At 72.2% G+C, this 16179-nt stretch carries 11 protein-coding genes; 3 read left to right on the forward strand and 8 right to left on the reverse strand.

Going from position 1 to position 16179, the window contains the following annotated elements; all coding sequences use genetic code 11:
• Positions 1 to 76 precede the first annotated feature (76 nt).
• The gene (locus ACJ8AN_RS12370) at positions 77 to 1234 is read left to right on the forward strand and encodes a hypothetical protein (protein WP_407755510.1); all 1158 of its coding nucleotides are present in this window, start codon (positions 77 to 79) and stop codon (positions 1232 to 1234) included.
• Between the two features lie 22 nt (positions 1235 to 1256).
• Here the strand turns inward: ACJ8AN_RS12370 and ACJ8AN_RS12375 are convergent, their stop codons facing one another.
• Positions 1257 to 1592: a TerB family tellurite resistance protein gene (locus ACJ8AN_RS12375; RefSeq protein ID WP_407755511.1), complete on the reverse strand. Its 336-nt coding sequence runs from the start codon at positions 1590 to 1592 to the stop codon at positions 1257 to 1259.
• Between the two features lie 404 nt (positions 1593 to 1996).
• Between ACJ8AN_RS12375 and ACJ8AN_RS12380 the strand changes: the two genes are divergently transcribed.
• Positions 1997 to 2848 (forward strand): hypothetical protein, encoded by an 852-nt coding sequence (locus tag ACJ8AN_RS12380; protein WP_407755512.1) that lies wholly within the window; start codon positions 1997 to 1999, stop codon positions 2846 to 2848.
• 91 nt (positions 2849 to 2939) lie between these two features.
• Positions 2940 to 4346 (forward strand): sigma 54-interacting transcriptional regulator, encoded by a 1407-nt coding sequence (locus ACJ8AN_RS12385; RefSeq protein WP_407755513.1) that lies wholly within the window; start codon positions 2940 to 2942, stop codon positions 4344 to 4346.
• On the opposite strand, the gene ACJ8AN_RS12390 is transcribed toward ACJ8AN_RS12385, so the two are convergent.
• The 7 genes from ACJ8AN_RS12390 to ACJ8AN_RS12420 all read right to left on the reverse strand — a co-directional run bounded on the left by ACJ8AN_RS12390 (position 4347) and on the right by ACJ8AN_RS12420 (position 16166).
• Positions 4347 to 4793 (reverse strand): hypothetical protein, encoded by a 447-nt coding sequence (locus ACJ8AN_RS12390; protein ID WP_407755514.1) that lies wholly within the window; start codon positions 4791 to 4793, stop codon positions 4347 to 4349.
• Positions 4794 to 4795: 2 nt separating this feature from the next.
• Positions 4796 to 5530, reverse strand: a complete 735-nt coding sequence (locus tag ACJ8AN_RS12395) for a hypothetical protein (RefSeq protein WP_407755515.1) — start codon at positions 5528 to 5530, stop codon at positions 4796 to 4798.
• Between the two features lie 56 nt (positions 5531 to 5586).
• The gene (locus ACJ8AN_RS12400) at positions 5587 to 7029 is read right to left on the reverse strand and encodes a serine/threonine-protein kinase (protein WP_407755516.1); all 1443 of its coding nucleotides are present in this window, start codon (positions 7027 to 7029) and stop codon (positions 5587 to 5589) included.
• A 15-nt stretch (positions 7030 to 7044) separates the two neighbouring features.
• On the reverse strand, positions 7045 to 8469 hold the full coding sequence (locus ACJ8AN_RS12405) for a hypothetical protein (protein ID WP_407755517.1): 1425 nt from the start codon (positions 8467 to 8469) through the stop codon (positions 7045 to 7047).
• A 168-nt stretch (positions 8470 to 8637) separates the two neighbouring features.
• Positions 8638 to 12468 (reverse strand): serine/threonine-protein kinase PknK, encoded by a 3831-nt coding sequence (locus ACJ8AN_RS12410; protein ID WP_407755518.1) that lies wholly within the window; start codon positions 12466 to 12468, stop codon positions 8638 to 8640.
• A 120-nt stretch (positions 12469 to 12588) separates the two neighbouring features.
• On the reverse strand, positions 12589 to 14832 hold the full coding sequence (locus ACJ8AN_RS12415) for a TonB-dependent receptor (RefSeq protein ID WP_407755519.1): 2244 nt from the start codon (positions 14830 to 14832) through the stop codon (positions 12589 to 12591).
• 95 nt (positions 14833 to 14927) lie between these two features.
• Positions 14928 to 16166, reverse strand: a complete 1239-nt coding sequence (locus ACJ8AN_RS12420) for a PepSY-associated TM helix domain-containing protein (protein ID WP_407755520.1) — start codon at positions 16164 to 16166, stop codon at positions 14928 to 14930.
• Positions 16167 to 16179 lie beyond the last annotated feature (13 nt).

A 16179-nucleotide genomic window follows, 5' to 3' on the forward strand; every position in this document is an offset into this window, starting at 1 on the left:
GCATGTACCCGGGGGCACATCTTCGCCGACCTACCTGAAGGGGATTCGCTCGTTCGCTGCTTGAATGCTTCCCCCGATGCGTCCCCGCTCCCGCAGAGTGCTGTTCCTGGCCCTCCTCGGGGGGCTGCTGCTCGCCGCCGCGCTGGCCGTGCCGCACTACCTGCGCGGACTGTCCCTCGTGGCCCGCGCCGCCGGGATGAAGGGCGGCCTCATCGAGCGCATCGCTCACTGGGGCACGGCTCCCGTCACCGTCGAGGACGCCCAGGTGCCTTCGCGCCACGGCCCCCTGCGCGCCCGCCTCTTCCGGCCCGAGCACCCCCGCGGACGCACCGTCCTCCTCGTCCCCGGCGTGCACGCCAGTGGCATCGACGAGCCCCGCCTCATGGCGCTCGCCCGGCAACTCGCCGCCGGAGGCCTCACCGTCCTCACCCCCGACCTGCCCGACCTCCGCCTCTACCGCATCACCCCGCGCGAGCCGGACATGATCGAAGACGCCGCGCTCTGGGCCGCCTCGCGCCCGGAGCTCGCGCCCGATGGCCGCGTGGGCCTCATGGGCATCAGCTTCGCCGGTGGGCTCTCCGTCGTCGCCGCGGGCCGTCCCTCGCTCGCGGACAAGGTCGCCTTCACCTTCTCGCTCGGGGGACACGGGGACCTCTCGCGCGTGCTCGCCTTCCTGTGCACCGGCGTCCAGCCCGATGGCCAGCCTCGCAAGCCCCACGACTACGGCGTGGCCATCATCCTGCTCAACGTGGCCGCCCAGGTCGTCCCGCCCGAGCAGGTGGAGCCCCTGCGCGCGGGCATCCTCACCTTCCTGCGCGCCTCGCACTTCGCGATGCACGACGCCCAGCGCGCCCATGAGACCTTCGCCGAGGCCCGGCGGCTGCAATCGGAAATGCCCGAGCCCGCCGCCACCCTCATGAAGTACGTCAACGAGCGCGATGTCGCCTCGCTCGGGCCGCTGCTGCTGCCGCACGCGAAGGCCTTCGCGAGCGACCCGTCGCTCTCACCCGAGCGCTCGCCAGCCCCGCCCACGCCCGTCTTCCTCCTCCACGGCACGGACGACACCGTCATCCCCGCCGTCGAGTCCACGCTCCTCGCGCGCTGGCTGGAGTCCCGGACGCGCGTGCGTCTGCTGCTCACGCCCCTCATCACCCACGCCGAGCTCGACCGGAAGACGAGTGCCACCGAGGTCTGGCGGCTCGTCGCCTTCTGGTCGGCACTGCTCGACACGTAGCGTGCGCGCGCCCGGGCGCGTCTCAGGCCGGGGGCAGGCCCAGCAGCTCGCGAATCTGCGCGAGCATCTCCTGCTCGGAGAGGTGCACGTCGGCATCGCTCGCGATGAGCGTGCGCACCGAGGCGAGCACCTCGTCCGCGCGCTGGCGCAAGAGGCCCAGGTTGGGCGCGGGCAGGGGCTCGCCCAGCTCCAGGCCGCGCTCGAGCCGCTGCAGCTCGGCCACGGGCATGTTCCATCGCCTCGCCGCGCCGAGGAGGGCCTGGGCCTCGCTCGGCTTGAGCTCGTCGTCACTCCAGGCCACGTGCAGCAGCAGCTTGAGCAGCTCGAGGTGGAAGAGGTCGTCGGGGGGGGTCGTCATGAAGGGGCTCTCCGCTGTCCCCAAGGTCGCGCGTTCTGGCGTGCGCGTCCACGATTCGGATGCCCGCCGCGACGCTGGGGCGGCGGGCGGCCGGTGCGCAGACGTGCCAGGAGACGGAAAGCCGCCCTGTAGCCCGTCGGGCAACGTCCGGGGGCCTGATTTCCGCTCCAGCGGGGCCTCTCCCCGTGCGCCCCGCCCCGCTGTTGCTCGTGACGCAACACGGTTGCTCTTGTCCGTGGCCCGTCAGGCTGTTCCTGCTCAAACGGTTGTCCGGGTTTCACAGGGAGAGCCCGTCTTCCGGACTGATGGCATGCCCGCTGCAGTACCTCCTCCCGCTGGTCGCGAGGCCTCACGAACGAGGCCGGACGAGCTCCGCGTCTCCCACCCCCCAAGGAGTTGCTGCCATGAGTCACATCCGTCACGTGCTGATGTCCCTGCTGTGCTGTGTCCTCCTGCTGTCGTCGGCCCGCGCCTCCGCCCAGGATTGCGGCCAGTACGATCGCAAGGAGTACGACGCCTACTCCGCCAGGGCCGAGCAGCAGCTCACCGAGCTGGAGAAGCTGGCCGACGGCATTCTCGCGCGGGGCGCGATGACCGACGCGGATGGCGCGCGCAACGACTCCCTCACCAACGACTACGCCGCGAGCATGTTCTCGGCGTACCAGGTCGTCTACACGGCCGCCGAGCTGGCCGCCAAGAGCGAGGGCCGCGAGGGCGACGCGCGCCTCACCTCCGACTTCGAGCTGGTGGCCTCCAAGCACGAGCCCCGCACCATCGCGCTGGCGCTCAAGTGGGAGAAGATCCACGCGGCCATCACCCAGGGGGAAATCAAGCAGGCCGCCCTGGAGCGCCAGGAGGGCTCGACCAGCCCCGTGAAGCAGCTCACCCAGGAGGGCCTGCAGCAGCTCACGCGCCGTGACGACATGGTGCGCCCCGACTTCCTGAAGATCGCCGCCCGCGGCGAGGCGGAGCAGAAGTCCTTCGTGGGCTCGTGCAAGTCGGCGGCCTCGGTCCTGGGCAACTTCATCCTCCCCACCGCCGAGGCGGCGCAGATCGCCAAGTGCATCGGCCCCTGCGTGGCCAAGAACTGGGGCGCGTGTCTGCAGTGCATCGGTAACGCGGCTCCTGTTGTCATCAACGCCTGGAACGAGTTCGTGGGCTGCTGGAACAGCGCCGGCGAGTGCAAGTGGTACAAGCCGTGGAACTGCGCCAAGAAGGCCTGGTGCCTGGCGAAGTTCATCGCCGTGCTCGCCTGATTCCCTCTCCGCCCTGTAGGCCCTCGCGCCCCGGACCGGCTCTCGCCGCTCCGGGGCGCCCGGCTTTCACCGAGCGTGGTAACCTCCGTCCATGCCTCCCGTCGATCGAGCTCGCGGCACTCCCTCTTCCCAGAAAGAGGGCGAGGCGCGGGACGTCTTGCCCGAGGCCCCCGGAGCCGAGGACGTCAGCGTGACGCGGCCCTACGCGCATGCGCCGCGCGCCTCGGAGTCTCCCGCCGTCCGCAGGTTCCTGCTCACCGTGGTGGAGGGCCCGGGCGCCGGCACCGTCTGGGACTCGGTGTCCGATGCGTGCTCCATCGGCTCGCACCCGAGCAACGACTTCAACCTCGATGACCCCACGGTGTCGCGCTTCCACTGCGAAATCCGCGTGGGCCCCAAGGGCGCGCGGGTGAAGGATCTCGACAGCACCAACGGCGTCCTGGTGGATGGGGTGCAGGTGGCCGATGGGTACCTGCGCGGCGGCAGCCTCCTGCGGCTGGGCCGGGCGGTGGTGCGCTTCGACTACAGCACCGACAGCAACCGGCTCCCGGTGTCCGAGCGCACGCGTTTCGGCTCGCTGGTGGGCAACTCGGTGCCGATGCGCATGTGCTTCGCCCTGCTCGAGCGCGCCGCCGGCAAGGACGTGACGGTGCTGCTGGAGGGAGAGACGGGCACCGGCAAGAGCCAGGCGGCCCAGGCCATCCACCAGGAGAGCGCCCGGCGCGACAAGCCCTTCCTCACCGTGGACTGCGGCGCCATTCCCGCGGACCTGCTGGAGAGCGAGCTGTTCGGCCACGAGAAGGGCGCCTTCACCGGCGCGGCCCAGCGGCGCATCGGCGCCTTCGAGGAGGCCCACGGCGGCACCGTCTTCCTCGACGAGATTGGCGAGCTGCCCGCCGAGCTCCAGCCGAAGCTCCTGCGCGTGCTCGAGGTGCGGGAAATCCGGCGCGTGGGCACCAACACCTACGTGCCGGTGGACGTGCGCATCATCGCCGCCACCAACCGGGACCTGCGCGCCGAGGTGAACGCGGGCCGGTTCCGCTCGGACCTCTTCTTCCGGCTCGCGGTGCTGCGCATTCCGCTGCCGCCCGTGCGCCAGCGGCCCGAGGACCTGCAGTTGCTGGTGGAGCAGATTCTGGACGCGCTGGGCGCGGACCCCGAGCGGACGAAGGCGCTGCGCTCGCCCGGCTTCATCGCGAAGCTGGAGCAGGCGGCGTGGCCGGGCAACGTGCGCGAGCTGCGCAACTACCTGGAGCGGTGTCTCGTCTTCGAGGACACGCTGGCGCTCACGGACGTGGCCCCGGCGGGCAGCCGCTTCGAGGTGGATGCGAAGCTGCCCTATGCCGAGGCCCGGCGGCTGGCCCTGGACGACTTCGAGCGGCGCTACCTGCGCGCGCTGCTGGAGCTGCACCAGGGCAAGGTGTCCCAGGCCGCCGTGGGCGCGGACATGGACCGCGTGTACCTCTACCGGCTGCTGCGCCGGCACGGCATCAAGTGATCACCAGTCGCCGAGCCCGTCCAGACTCCGGCGCAGGAGCTTGCCCTCCGCGCTGACGGCGTAGGTGGCCCCCGCGTCGAGCATGCGCACCGTCTGACCACAGTTTTCTGGCTTGTAGTCGATGCGCACGAAGATGACGTCCCCTCGCCTCACGGCCCGGTAGCGATGCGAGGACTGCTTGTTCGAGCAGGACGGCTCTTTCGAGTCCGCGCTCAGGAAGTCATCGGCGGCGATTCGAATGGCCTGAAGCGTCTGGCCATCCAGGTCGGTGTCCAGAGCCAGCTTGGAGTCGAAGACAGGGAGTTGGACGCTCAGGTCTTGATACTCGGGCTGTTCTGGCTTGCTCGTACAGGCGCAGCCGAAGAGCGCACCCAGCGTCCTACAGGGACCATGCGCACACCCCGAGATGGCAAGACAGCAGAGCAGGAGAGCCACTCGTGAAGGCATGCTCATTCCTCGATCCTCTCGATCTGGATGTCGAAGCCAGGAGGATCTGGTTTTTCCTTCAGCGTCACCTGCCCGTATTGCTTCTTGACCCAGCCCTGCTGGGAACTCCTGGTCCACTTCAGCAACTCACCCGTCCTGGGAAAGTAGAGATAGAAGCCATCGCAATTGGGTGCTTCGTCCGTGAGGCTTCGAGAGAAGAACGCGGCAATCCCAAGGTCGATCTCCTTGCCGTGTGCCTTGACGGTCAGCCCGTGAATCCTGGCCTCCTCCACGATGAACCCGATGTCATCGAAAGACAGTTCACTTCCCAGAGGGTGGTTGTGGACCGCGAAGACGTATCCAAGGCTATCGCTCGTATAGCGGGGGTCGAGAACATGATCAGGTAGCTTGCACCTGATCTGCTTCTGGTTCGGATTCATGGCGACCAGACTCATCTCGTAGAGCCCCTCGGGAGTCTGGTAGATCCAGGCGCAATACTCCTTGGGAATGCTACGGGCGAACCGGAGACGTGGAGATACCGGTCGGGTGACGACGGCATTGTCGTAGGACAGGATCTTCGGGCATGCCGCCAATAGGGCATCGGAGTACGTCGGAAATGGGCCGAAATCCGGCATCGGTCCAGGAAGATGCGAGGCTCCCTCTGGTGTAATCAGTATGACCCCAGGCTGCTGGGCGGGCGCACACGCCAGCGCAATGAGCGCCATGTGGGTCAATAGAACGACCGCGAACTCTCGCATGGGATGATGAACGGTAGCGGAGCCCGTTCTGAAGGGTCAATGTCGCGAGAGCGTCGCTACGAAGGTGTCCCCTTACAGACGTGCCGCAGGCCCTCGCGGCCCGGAATCCCTCGCACCTGGAAGGTGTCCTCCAGCCCCGAGAGCGCCGCCTCCGTCGCCAGCACGCCGTGGCCCGGGTGCCCTCCCGTCCACGCCGACAGCCGCAACAGCCGGCCTCCTCCCAGGCTCGTCCTGCCCCCCGTGTCCGGCCGCAACGTCGCCAGGTCCACGTGCAGCGTGGGCGTCAGCGACACCCGCTTCAGCTGTGCTTCCTCGTGCGGCTCCTCCTCCAGCACGAGCGCCAGCTCCAGCATCCTCCGGCGTGCCTCCCGCTCGGCCTCCGCCTCCTCCGGCAGCGCCGCCACTCCCAGCAGGAAGTTGCTCCCCTCCACCATCACCGTCAGCCCTCGCGCCTTCATCCGCGCCCGCGCCCCCTCCAGCAGCGCGTCCACCGTCTCCAGCAGCTCGCCGTCCACCAGCCCCCCCATCCTCGCCTCCACGTACAGCCCCACCGCCCGCACCTGTCTCACCCGGCCCGCGCCCTCGCCCCCCACCGCGCGCCGCAACTCCTCCAGCACCGCGTCCACGTCCGCGTAGCGTGCCTCCCTCCGCTTCTCCAGGCAGCGCGCCACCACCGCGTCCAGCGCCGCGGGCACCGGCGCCCGCTCACTCGCCCTCGGCACCGGCGCGTGCAGGTGCTGCTCCTCCAGCTCCACCTGCGTCGTCCCCTGGAAGGGCGGCCTCCCCGTGACGAGCTGGTACAGCAGCACCCCCAGCCCGTAGAGGTCCGTACGCGCGTCCGGCGTCTCGCCCCGAATCTGCTCCGGCGCCATCGACAGCGGCGTGCCCAGCACCAGCCCCGTGCTCGTCGCCGCCGTGCCCGGCTCCTCCGGCGCCAGCAGCTTCGCCACCCCGAAGTCCACCAGCTTCACCACCGGCCCCGCGCTCCCCGCACGCACCACCACGTTCTGCGCCTTCAAGTCCCGGTGGATGACGCCCGCCCCGTGCGCCGCCTTCAGCGCCGAGCCCACCTGCTCCAGCAGCTCCAGCGCCTCCCTCGCCGAGTAGGGCCCTCGCGCCGCCAGCTCCGCCGCCAGGTCCCTCCCCTCCAGCCACTCCATGGCGATGAAGGGCCTGCCGTCCGCCAGCGTCCCCTGCTCCAGCACGTCGACGATATGCGGGTGCCGCAGCCGGCGCAGCGTCTCCGCCTCCTGCTGGAAGCGGCGCAGCGCCCCTCGCGCCGCCGTGTACTGCGGCCTCATCACCTTGAGCGCCACTGGCGCCCCCGTGCGGGCCTCGCGCGCGCGGTAGAGCGTCGCGACGGTGCCCCGGTAGTGCGTGCCCTCCACGAGGTAGCCACCCACGAGCGCTCCCGCCGACAGCTCCTCGCCATAGAGCGACTGCGCCCGCTCCTCGTGGGCTCGGGGCGAGCCGGGCGCGTCGTCCTTCCTGTCCGTCATGCCGCCGCTCCCCCACTACTTCGTGGTGCCGCGCCAGGCACAGTCGTTGGAGGGGATGCCCGGCATCCCGCACGTCTCGTGGAGGAACACGGTCACGGGCTCCTTCCACTGCTCTCCATACGAATCGTAGCACTCCTCGAAGTCCCCATCCCCATCCACCACCGTGCCGTCGTCCTTGCCGCACTTCGAGGCCGGGTAGCCGCGGTTCGTCCAGTCGATGCACACCCCCGTCGAGCGGGCCGCGCAGTTGGACTCGGAGCCCGGCAGCGCGCACACCCGGTGCGTGGCATAGGCCGCCGCGTCGCTCCACTCGGGCGCCTGGCAGGAGAACATCTTCTTGTACACCGCGCCCTTCACCACCTGCTCCTTGCCCTGGATGCGGCCGCCCTCCTCCACGTACACCGTCGCCGCCAGCGCCGAGGCGTCGAAGATGTTCCCGTAGTAGGCGCCCTCGCGCACCGGGTACACCTCGGCCTCCGACAGCCGGTAGCGGGTGTTCGCCGAGGTGCCCGTCTCCACCCCCACCGACACCGTCCCCACCTGCGTGCTGTCGTAGGGCGCCGCCATCACGTTGAAGAAGCCCGACGCCGGGCAGGTGAAGCTCACCGCGGGGTTCGTGGTGGCGCACGTCCCCTGGCTCTGCCCGAGCTGGCGCGTGCTGCCCTGGTCGCAGCCGAGCGTGTTGTCACAGACGCGCAGCATCATGCGCGCCCCACTCGCGCTGCCCAGCACCAGCGCCGAGCTCGAGGTGCACTGGTCCGGCGCCTTGCCTCCCGCCCCCAGCCGCACCGTCTGCCCCGGCGTGCACCGGCCGATGAAGTCCGCCTTCCAGCCACAGTCGCGGTTCATCGACGTCTGCGGCGTGGTGCACGTCTCGTAGCTCGGCACCCGGCTCGCGGTGTCCGGGTCTATCTCCACCGGGCGCGTCTCGGTCTCCAGCGCGAAGAGCGCCGGCCTCGCCGGGTCCTCCCCGCGCATGGACAGCTCCACGCGCCGGCCATAGGCGTTGTTGCGCGCCAGCAGACAGGCCGACACCCGGTTCTTGCACGCCTGCGTCGGGGCGCCCGTCTCCCACTGGGGACACAGCCCCGCCTGCCCCTGCCACGTCTTCACCGCTAGCGTGAGGGGATCCTTCCAGGTGACGGCGTGTCCGGACTCGAGCGCACAGCTCACCAGGTACGACATGAAGTGCTGCGCATCCACGTCCCGCAGCTGCAGCTGGAGGTAGCTGTTGCCCGACACCGGGTTGAACAGCGGCACCAGCCCCGTGCTCACCAGCAGGGGGCTCGCCGTGGGGTTGGTGGAGAGGGCGTTGAGCACCAGCGCCTGGGTGGTGAGCGAGTTGGCCACCCGCATCCCCTGCTTCGCCGCGGCGGGTGCCGCTCCCAGCGCGTCCTCGCCCGGGGCCTCCGGCTGGCAGCCCGAGGCGCCGAGGAACATGGAGACCCCCAGTGCGAGGGCTTGGAACCGAAAGTGCAGGGAGCGGGGGAATGACCTGATTCGCTGGGAATTCATGGATGGGCTCGATTGCATGGAGCGGGCCACCTGGGAGGAGCGCGGCGTCCCCTCGCGAGGAGGGGCGGATGGGGAGACGTGTAGCCGCGGAGGCTACGGGCGGAGGGGGACGGGAGTTGCCGCCCAGGCCACATGGAGGGCCTCCAGGCGAGGGCGCCACAGCGGCGAGGTGGCCGCGGTGCTCTCGGCGCGGGTGAGCCACTCGCGGGCCTCGTCCCGCTCCCCGCTCCGGAGCGCGGAGAGGGTGGCCTGGTAGAGCACCTCGGTGAGCTCGTCGGCCGAGGTGTTCGGCTGGGACTCCCCGGCGAGCGCCTTCCAGGCCTCGGCGTCCCGGTCCCCGCCCCGCGCCTCGCGCACCTGAAGCTCCACCAGCCGCCACAGGGCCAGGGTGTTGGGCGGGGTGTGCTCGGCCCGGCAGTGGGCGGAGAGCCAGTCCAACAGCCCCCGCGCTTCCTCCCACCCGGCGCGCGCCGCGCACACCCGCGCCAGCAGCACCGCGTCCACCGCCACCGGGTGCTCGCCGAAGAAGCGCACCCCCAGCTCGTGCGCGCGCCGCGCCAGCCGGTAGGCCTCCCCCTCCCGGCCCATCCAGTGGAGGAACTCGGCGAGGTTGCCCGAGGCCCAGCGCTCCACCTGCGGGTGGCCCAGCTCGCGCGCCAGCGCCGTGGAGCGCCGCAGGTCCTCCAGCGCCGACTCCACGTCGCCCCGCGCGCGCCAGAGGAAGGGGCGGTTGAGGAGCGTGGCGGCCTCGTGCAGCGCGTCGCCCTCCTTGCGGCACGAAGCGAGCCCCTCGTCGAAGGCCCGCGCCGAGGCCTCCTGTTGCCCGTCCAGCGCCAGCCCCGTGCCCTGCATCATCAGTGCGATGACGCGCGTCTCCGTGTCGCGGGCGAGCGTGGCGGCCTCCTCGGTGGCGGTGAGCAGCCGCGTCGCGCGCGCCCAATCCCCCTGCCTCCAGGCCTGGCGCGCCCGGGCCAGCGAGCAGCGCACGGACAGGCGCGGATCATCCAGCGACTCGGCCTTCTCCAGCGCCTCCCGCGTGCGCTCCGCCGTGCCCTCCGCGTCCTCCAGCCAGTCCAGCACGGTGGCCTCCTCCAACAGCAGGTCCACCTCCAGCGCCGTGTCCCCCCGCGCTCCGGCCAGCGCCCGCGCCGCGCCCAGGTCCCCCAGCGCCTCGCGGAAGCGGTGGATGCGGTAGCGCACCCGGCCCCGCCCCGCCAGCACCCGCGCGCGCCGCGCCGTGTCTCCCTCGGGCAGCTGCGCCAGGGCGTGGGTGTAGTGCTGCTCGGCCTCCACCGGACGGTGGGCCAGCCGCGCGGCCTCGCCCAGGGAGAACCACGCGGTGAAGGACTCCTCGTTGGCGCCGCACGCCGCGGCATGCCGGGCACGGCGGCGCTGCTCCGCGTCTCCTCCTCCCGAGAGTCCCCGCAGGGCGGCGGCATGCAGGGCCCGGCGCCAGGGGGCGGGCAGGGCGCGCTCGAGGGCCTCGCGCAACTGGGGCTGGCGGAAGGTGTAGCGCTCCGGGCCCGTGGAGCGCAGCAGCCCGGTGCGCTCCAGCCTCGCGAGCCCCCTGCCCGTGTCCAGGCCCGCCACGCGCGCGCTGTCCTCCTTCGCGTCGAGGTGGCGCTGGGCCGCGTCCACCTGCGCCACCGTCAGCTCCTGGCCGAGCACCGCGCACAGCTGCGCCAGGCCCTGGTGCGCCGCGGGCAGCACGGAGAGGGCGCGCACGGCGAGCCGCTCGAAGAGGGGCGTCACCGAGACGTGCAGCAGCTCGTCCGCGGCCACGTACCCCTCGCCCTCGGGCGAGGCGCGCAGGGCCCCCGAGGTGCGCAGCGCCCCGGCCACCTCCACCAGCGACAGCGGCACGCCCTGCGTCAGCTGCTCCAGGCGGGCGAGCACCGGCTCGGGGATGAATTCGGCGGAGCGCAGCAGGTGGCGCAGCAGCGCGCGGCTGGCCTCGGGCGCGAGCGGGGGCAGCACGTGGTGCGCGGGGTGGCCGGCGCGCTCGCCGAGGAGGGGACGCAGGCCGAGCAGCTCCGGGCCTCCGGCGGCGCACACCCAGAGGGGCACCTCGGGCGCGGCGAGCGTGGCCACCTCGAGTGCGTCCAGGCTGGTGGGGTCCGCCTGGTGCGCGTCGTCCAGGAGGAGCGCGAGCGGCTGCCGGGCGGCGAGGCGGCGCAGGGACTCGGCGACGGCGCGCGCGAGGGCGTGGCGCCGGGCACCGGAGCGGGTGGTGGGCAGCGGCGTGTCCGGGTTGCCGCACGCCCACAGCGCGTGGAGGAGGGCCTCGGCGCCGGAAGCGTCGGGGTGGGGCGCGGCGAGGCGCAGGACGCGGGTGCGGCCGTCCGCCTCCAGCCGTGCGGCGAGCGCGTCGAGCAGGCGCGTCTTGCCGTGGCCCGGCTCGCCCGTGAGGACGGAGAGGCCGGGGCCCTGGCCCGAGAAGGCGCGCGCGGCGTCGGCGAGGAGCGTGTCGAGCAGCGCGTCGCGGCCGAGCAGGGGCGGGGGCTCGGCGGAGGCCTGGGCCCGGGTGAGCGAGGAGTCGCCGAGCCGCAGGGCGCCCGCGGGGCCGGGAAGCGTCGCGCCCGTGCCGAGCCGTTCCGCCGCCTCGGGTGTGGCCAGCAGGGGGGTGTCCGGCGGGAAGGAGGGCCACCAGGAATCGGGCTCCTCCAGGGCCGGGCCCGCCATGCGCGTGAGGGTGGCGCCGGGGCGCACGCGCAGCTCGGCGAAGTGGAGGACGGCGGTGGTGCCGGGCCCGGCGGTGAGTTGCCGGGCGGCGCGGGCGGCGGCGCGCAGGCCCGCCTCGGCCGAGGGGTGCTCGGGAAAGGCGACGAGGTAGCGGCCCGGGTGCACGCGCGCGAGCAGTCCGCCCTCGGGCATCACCGTGGCGGCCAGTTGCTCCGCGTCCAGGTCACCGCCCACGCCGAGGAGCGCCACGGCGCGCAGGCCCCGGGGCCGCGCGGGCGCGAGGGCCTCCACGGTGGTGGCCGTGGGCGCGCCGGGAGTGGTGCGGCGGGCGGTGTCGAAGGCGGCGAGCAGCTCGGCGGCGGAGCCGAAGCGCGAGGCCCGGTCCTTGGCGAGGCAGCGCAGCAGCACCTCGTCGAGGGCCGCTGGCACGGGGGCGCGCTCGGAGGGGCGGGGAGGCCGCAGGTTCACGTGGCCGTGCAGCACCTCGTCCGGCCCGCCGGTGAAGGGCGGGGCGCCGGTGAGCAGCTCGAAGAGGAGCACGCCGAGCGCGTAGAGGTCCGTGCGCGCGTCCACGTCGCGCGACTCCAGGCACTGCTCGGGGGCCATGTACATGGCGGTGCCCAGCCGCTGGCCCGTGCGGGTGAGGCTGACTGACTCCTCGGGCTCGCCGGGGTCCGCGGCGTCGAGGAAGCGCGCGAGGCCGAAGTCCAGCAGGCCGAGCGTGCCGCCCTCGCGCAGGAAGACGTTCTCCGGCTTGAGGTCGCGGTGGACGAGCCCCGCGCCGTGCACGCGCTCGAGGGCGGCGCACAGGCCGGCGAGCACGTCGCGCACGTGCGAGAGGGGCGCGGCGCCGGAGCCGGGCAGCGCGGCCATCCACGCGGCGAGCGTCTGGCCCCGCAGGCGCTCGAGGGCGAGGAAGGGCCGGCCCTCGGGGGTGGTGCCCTGGAGGAGCAGCTCGGGGACGGTGGGCGGGCCCACGCGGCGCAGGGCGGCGGCCTCGCGGGCGAAGCGCTCGGTGAAGGGGCCGGTCGCCACCTTGAGGGCCACCTCGCGGCCGTCCTCCTCGCGCCGGGCGGAGAAGACGCGGGAGAAGCCTCCGGTGCCCAGCAGCGCGCGCGGTGCGAGGCCGGGCACCTGGGGCAGGGCGAAGGGCTCGGGCTCGGGAGGGGGCCGGGGCCGCTCCGCGTGCAGGGGGCAGGGGTCGCCGGGAGTGAGGCGGCGGTGGCAGACCGGACAGCGCATGGGGGGCGGCGGGGGGCGCCGTGACGTGAGGTTATCAGAGACGCGACGCGAACGCGGTGGAGGAGGTCCTCGGCGTGGCAACGGTCTGTCTGGACGGGGTGCGGAGCTGGGCCGCGCGCGTCAGAAGCGTACCCGGGCGGTGAGGTTGGCCGAGCGGGCCTCGGCCGGCACGGCCTGCGCGCCGGAGTACTGCTCGAAGTAGAGCGCGTTGGAGAGGTTGTTGAGGTTGAGCTGGAGGTCCACCCGGCTCCACAGCGCGTAACTGGCGTAGGCATCGAAGCGCCAGAAGTTGGGCACCTTCACGAGGGCCACGGCGTCCGAGGTGGGATTGTTCGCCGTGGTCACGTCCTGGTACACGGCGCCCGCGCCCACGGTGAGGTGCTCCAGCGGGGTGACGGTCGTCCACAGCGAGAAGCTGCGCTGGGGGGTGCTCGGCAGCGGCTGGCCCACGAGGTACGGGTTGGTGTGCTCCCGGATCTCCGAGTCCAGGTGGGTGTAGTTGGCGATCACCCTCCAGCGGCTCGTGAGCGTCCCCGTCACTCCGACGTTGAAGCCCTGCACGCGCTGGGCGCCCTCGAGCACGGTGGGCGGCCCCTCGGGGTTGGTGTTGGGCACGCGCGCGTTCAGCTTGTCGATGCGGAAGAGCGCCGCGTTCAGTCCCAGCCGCTCCTCGAGCAGCTCCGCCTTGGCGCCGAATTCGAGGGTGGCGTTGCGCTCCGGCTCGAGGCTCGCCGTGCCGGTGGTGAGCACGCCGGCCTCCGCCGAGGGATTGGCGGACGTGCCATACGTGGCGTAGAGGCTCGTGTTCTCCACGGGGTGCGCGAGCACGCCCACGCGCCAGTTGAAGAGGGCGTCCTGGTTCTCCAGCGCGGTGCGCGTGTGCGTGGCGTCCTCGGCCACGTAGCCGGTGTCGAAGACGTCGACGCGCACGGAGCCGAGCACCTCGAGGAAGCGGGTGAGCTCGAGCTGATCCGCCGCGTAGACGCCCAGCGACCACTGCTTGCTGTCGCTGGCGCTGTTGAAGACCGGGCTGACGGCGGAGAGGTCCGGCGTGGGATCGGGCGTGAACAGGTCGGCGGTGAGGTTGGGTCCGGTGGGAAGCCCCACCGCGTTGAGGTTGTCGCGGCTCTGCTGGCGCGTCTCGTAGGACAGCTCGAGCCCGGCGTTGGCGGTGTGCTTGAGGAGGCCCGTCTGGAGCTCGCCGCGCAGGTTGAGCTGGTTGGCGAGGTAGGTGTTGTCCGTGTTCGTCTCGAAGCGCTGCCGGCCGATGGCGGTCGGGTTGCCGGTGGGCGTGAGGCCGCGGGGCGCCGTGGGTAGGGCGTAGCGGTCCACCGAGCCGAAGCGCAGCGAGTTCGTCAGCTGGAGGCTGTCGCCGAAGCGGTGCTGGAGCTGCGCGGTGGCGACATGGGCATTCACCCGCTCGGTGTCCGAGCCCTCCACGCCGTAGAAGGCGCCGCGCGAGACGCCCAGGCTCGTGGAGACGGGGTAGCCGTTGAAGTAGGGCTGGCCGTAGTCCGGCACGCTGTCCTCGCGCTGGTAGAGGTAGTCGAGCTCCAGCGAGGTGGCGTCACCCAGGGAGAAGCGCGCCGAGGGCGCGACGCCGGCCCGGTTCTCCGAGACATGGTCCCGGCCCGCCACCCCAGCGAGCTGCCCCACCGCGTTGACGCGCACCTGGATGCGGTCGCTGAGCGCCTCGTTGATGTCGGCCTCGACGCGGCCCGAGGGCGCCGTCCCGCTCGTCAGGCTCACATTGCGGAAGGAGCGCCGGCCAGGCTTCTTCGTGACGAGGTTGAGCGCGCCTCCCGTGGAGCCCCGCCCGAAGAGGACGGCGGACGGCCCGAAGAAGACCTCGACGCCCTGGAGGTTGAAGGTGTCGCGCGTGAACCAGCCGAGGTCTCTCACGCCGTCGCGGAAGGTGTCCGTCTGCGCCGAGAAGCCGCGCAGGTTGAAGGTGTCACCCTGGCGGCCGCCCTCGCCCGCGGTGACCGTGATGCCGGAGACGTTGCGCAGGGCATCGCGCACCGTCGTCGCCTGCTGCTCCTCGAGCACCGCCTCGGACACCACGGTGACGCTCTGGGGCGTGTCGACGAGCGGCCTGGGCAGCCGCGTGAGGTGGCTCTCCGGGGCGTGGTAGCTCTCCGCCTCCTCCTGCACCTTCACCGTGGGCAGCACGAACGTGTCCGGCTTCTCCGTCTGCTTCTCCGCCTTCGGTGCGTCGGCCGGGGGCGTGGGCTCCTGGGCGAGCGCGCCACTGGCGGCCAGCACCGAGGCGAGGCCCATCGCGGCCTGTAGCGAGCCGCGAACGCCTCCTGCGTGGCCCTTCGACGAGCGGATGCCGGGACGGGTGTTCCGGGGGGATGACATGCGAGACCTCGAGAGGTGGGGGGATTTCGGGCAAGGCACGGCCAGGACTCGCGGCGGTCGCGAGCCGGGGGCGTGTCAGGGAAATGGGGAGGAGCTCAGGCCGCCGGTTCGGACGGCTCCGGTGCCGTGAGGGTTTCGGGGGAAGGGGTCCGGGCCTGGCGGCGCGGGAAGAACCGCCTCCAGGCGAGGGCGAAGCCAGTCCACACGAGGACGGCTCCACCCAGAGAGGCGAGGGCGGCGAGGAATTGCCCCACGACGCCGAGGGCCTCACCCGTGTGCAGGAAGCGCATCCACACGCGGAGCTTCCGGCCGGAGTTGGAGTCCGCGTACGTCTCCTTGCGCAGCACCTCGCCGGTGAAGGGATTCAGCGACACCTGCGCGGACGCGAAGAGCGGCCAGCCGCCCTGCTCCCGGATGGAGAAGGTGAGGGCCTTCGGGCCGCCCTGGCGGGGCGCTTCCGAGGGGCCCGGGGCATTGCCGCGCGGGGGGCCGCCGAGGCGCAGGGTGATGTTCTCCCAGGCCGGCACCTGCTTTCGCGCCTCGGTGAAGAGCGCCTCGAGACCGAGCCGTGGAGTCCCTTCGGGAGGCGCGGGAACCTTGACCTCCGGCGTGGCGGCCGGGCCCTGGGCGGCGGGGGGCTCGTTGCCCGTGAGCGTGTAGACGAGGTCCGAGGCCCACCTGTAGGAGATGACCATGCCGCTCGTCGTCAGGACGATGAGCACGGGCAGCGACCAGAAGCCGATGGCGTTGTGCCAGTTGAAGTCCCGGGCCTTGCCCTTCAGCCCGCCGCGGAACCAGAGGGTGGGGCGGACCGTCTTCCACGTCCACTTGCGAGGCCACCACAGGTACAGGCCGGAGAGGGCGAGGAAGAGGAAGGCGCTGTTGCAGACGCCGGTGATGGCCTTGCCCACGGCGCGGTTGTCGCCCTGGGCGCCCAGCCACCGGTGCCACTCCTCCATGGCGTGGAAGAAGGCGCGCCAGCCCCGGGCGCCCGGCTCCTTCACCTCGCCCGTGTAGGGATTGACGTAGACGCCGCTGTCGCGGCCGGTGCTCACCAGCACGGCGGCGTCCGGCTCGGAGTACACCGTCACCCCCGAGGGCTGCGCTTCCGGCCGGGCGGCGCGCACGCGGGCCAGCAGCTCGTCGACGGAGAGGCGGGGCGCGTCCGGCGTGGGCACCGCTACCCTCCGGGAGTCGCGTTCGGCCTGGCCGAGAATCTGCTGCTCGAAGGAAATCGCCGCACCCGTGAGGGACATGCTCGCGATGACGAGCCCGGCGAGGACTCCGGACACCAGGTGCGGCCAGAAGAGGAGCTTGCGGAGGTTGAGGCGCATGGGGGGACTCGAC

This window comes from Archangium sp., assembly GCF_045802675.1.
In the GTDB taxonomy this organism is placed as follows: domain Bacteria; phylum Myxococcota; class Myxococcia; order Myxococcales; family Myxococcaceae; genus Archangium.

Bases quoted from the DNA above. Each gene is read 5' to 3' on its own strand.
- ACJ8AN_RS12410 (WP_407755518.1), bottom strand. From the start codon at position 12,468: ATGCGCTGTCCGGTCTGCCACCGCCGCCTCACTCCCGGCGACCCCTGC.
- ACJ8AN_RS12405 (WP_407755517.1), bottom strand. From the start codon at position 8,469: ATGTTCCTCGGCGCCTCGGGCTGCCAGCCGGAGGCCCCGGGCGAGGAC.
- ACJ8AN_RS12380 (WP_407755512.1), top strand. From the start codon at position 1,997: ATGAGTCACATCCGTCACGTGCTGATGTCCCTGCTGTGCTGTGTCCTC.
- ACJ8AN_RS12375 (WP_407755511.1), bottom strand. From the start codon at position 1,592: ATGACGACCCCCCCCGACGACCTCTTCCACCTCGAGCTGCTCAAGCTG.
- ACJ8AN_RS12395 (WP_407755515.1), bottom strand. From the start codon at position 5,530: ATGCGAGAGTTCGCGGTCGTTCTATTGACCCACATGGCGCTCATTGCG.
- ACJ8AN_RS12415 (WP_407755519.1), bottom strand. From the start codon at position 14,832: ATGTCATCCCCCCGGAACACCCGTCCCGGCATCCGCTCGTCGAAGGGC.
- ACJ8AN_RS12420 (WP_407755520.1), bottom strand. From the start codon at position 16,166: ATGCGCCTCAACCTCCGCAAGCTCCTCTTCTGGCCGCACCTGGTGTCC.
- ACJ8AN_RS12385 (WP_407755513.1), top strand. From the start codon at position 2,940: ATGCCTCCCGTCGATCGAGCTCGCGGCACTCCCTCTTCCCAGAAAGAG.
- ACJ8AN_RS12400 (WP_407755516.1), bottom strand. From the start codon at position 7,029: ATGACGGACAGGAAGGACGACGCGCCCGGCTCGCCCCGAGCCCACGAG.
- ACJ8AN_RS12370 (WP_407755510.1), top strand. From the start codon at position 77: ATGCGTCCCCGCTCCCGCAGAGTGCTGTTCCTGGCCCTCCTCGGGGGG.
- ACJ8AN_RS12390 (WP_407755514.1), bottom strand. From the start codon at position 4,793: ATGCCTTCACGAGTGGCTCTCCTGCTCTGCTGTCTTGCCATCTCGGGG.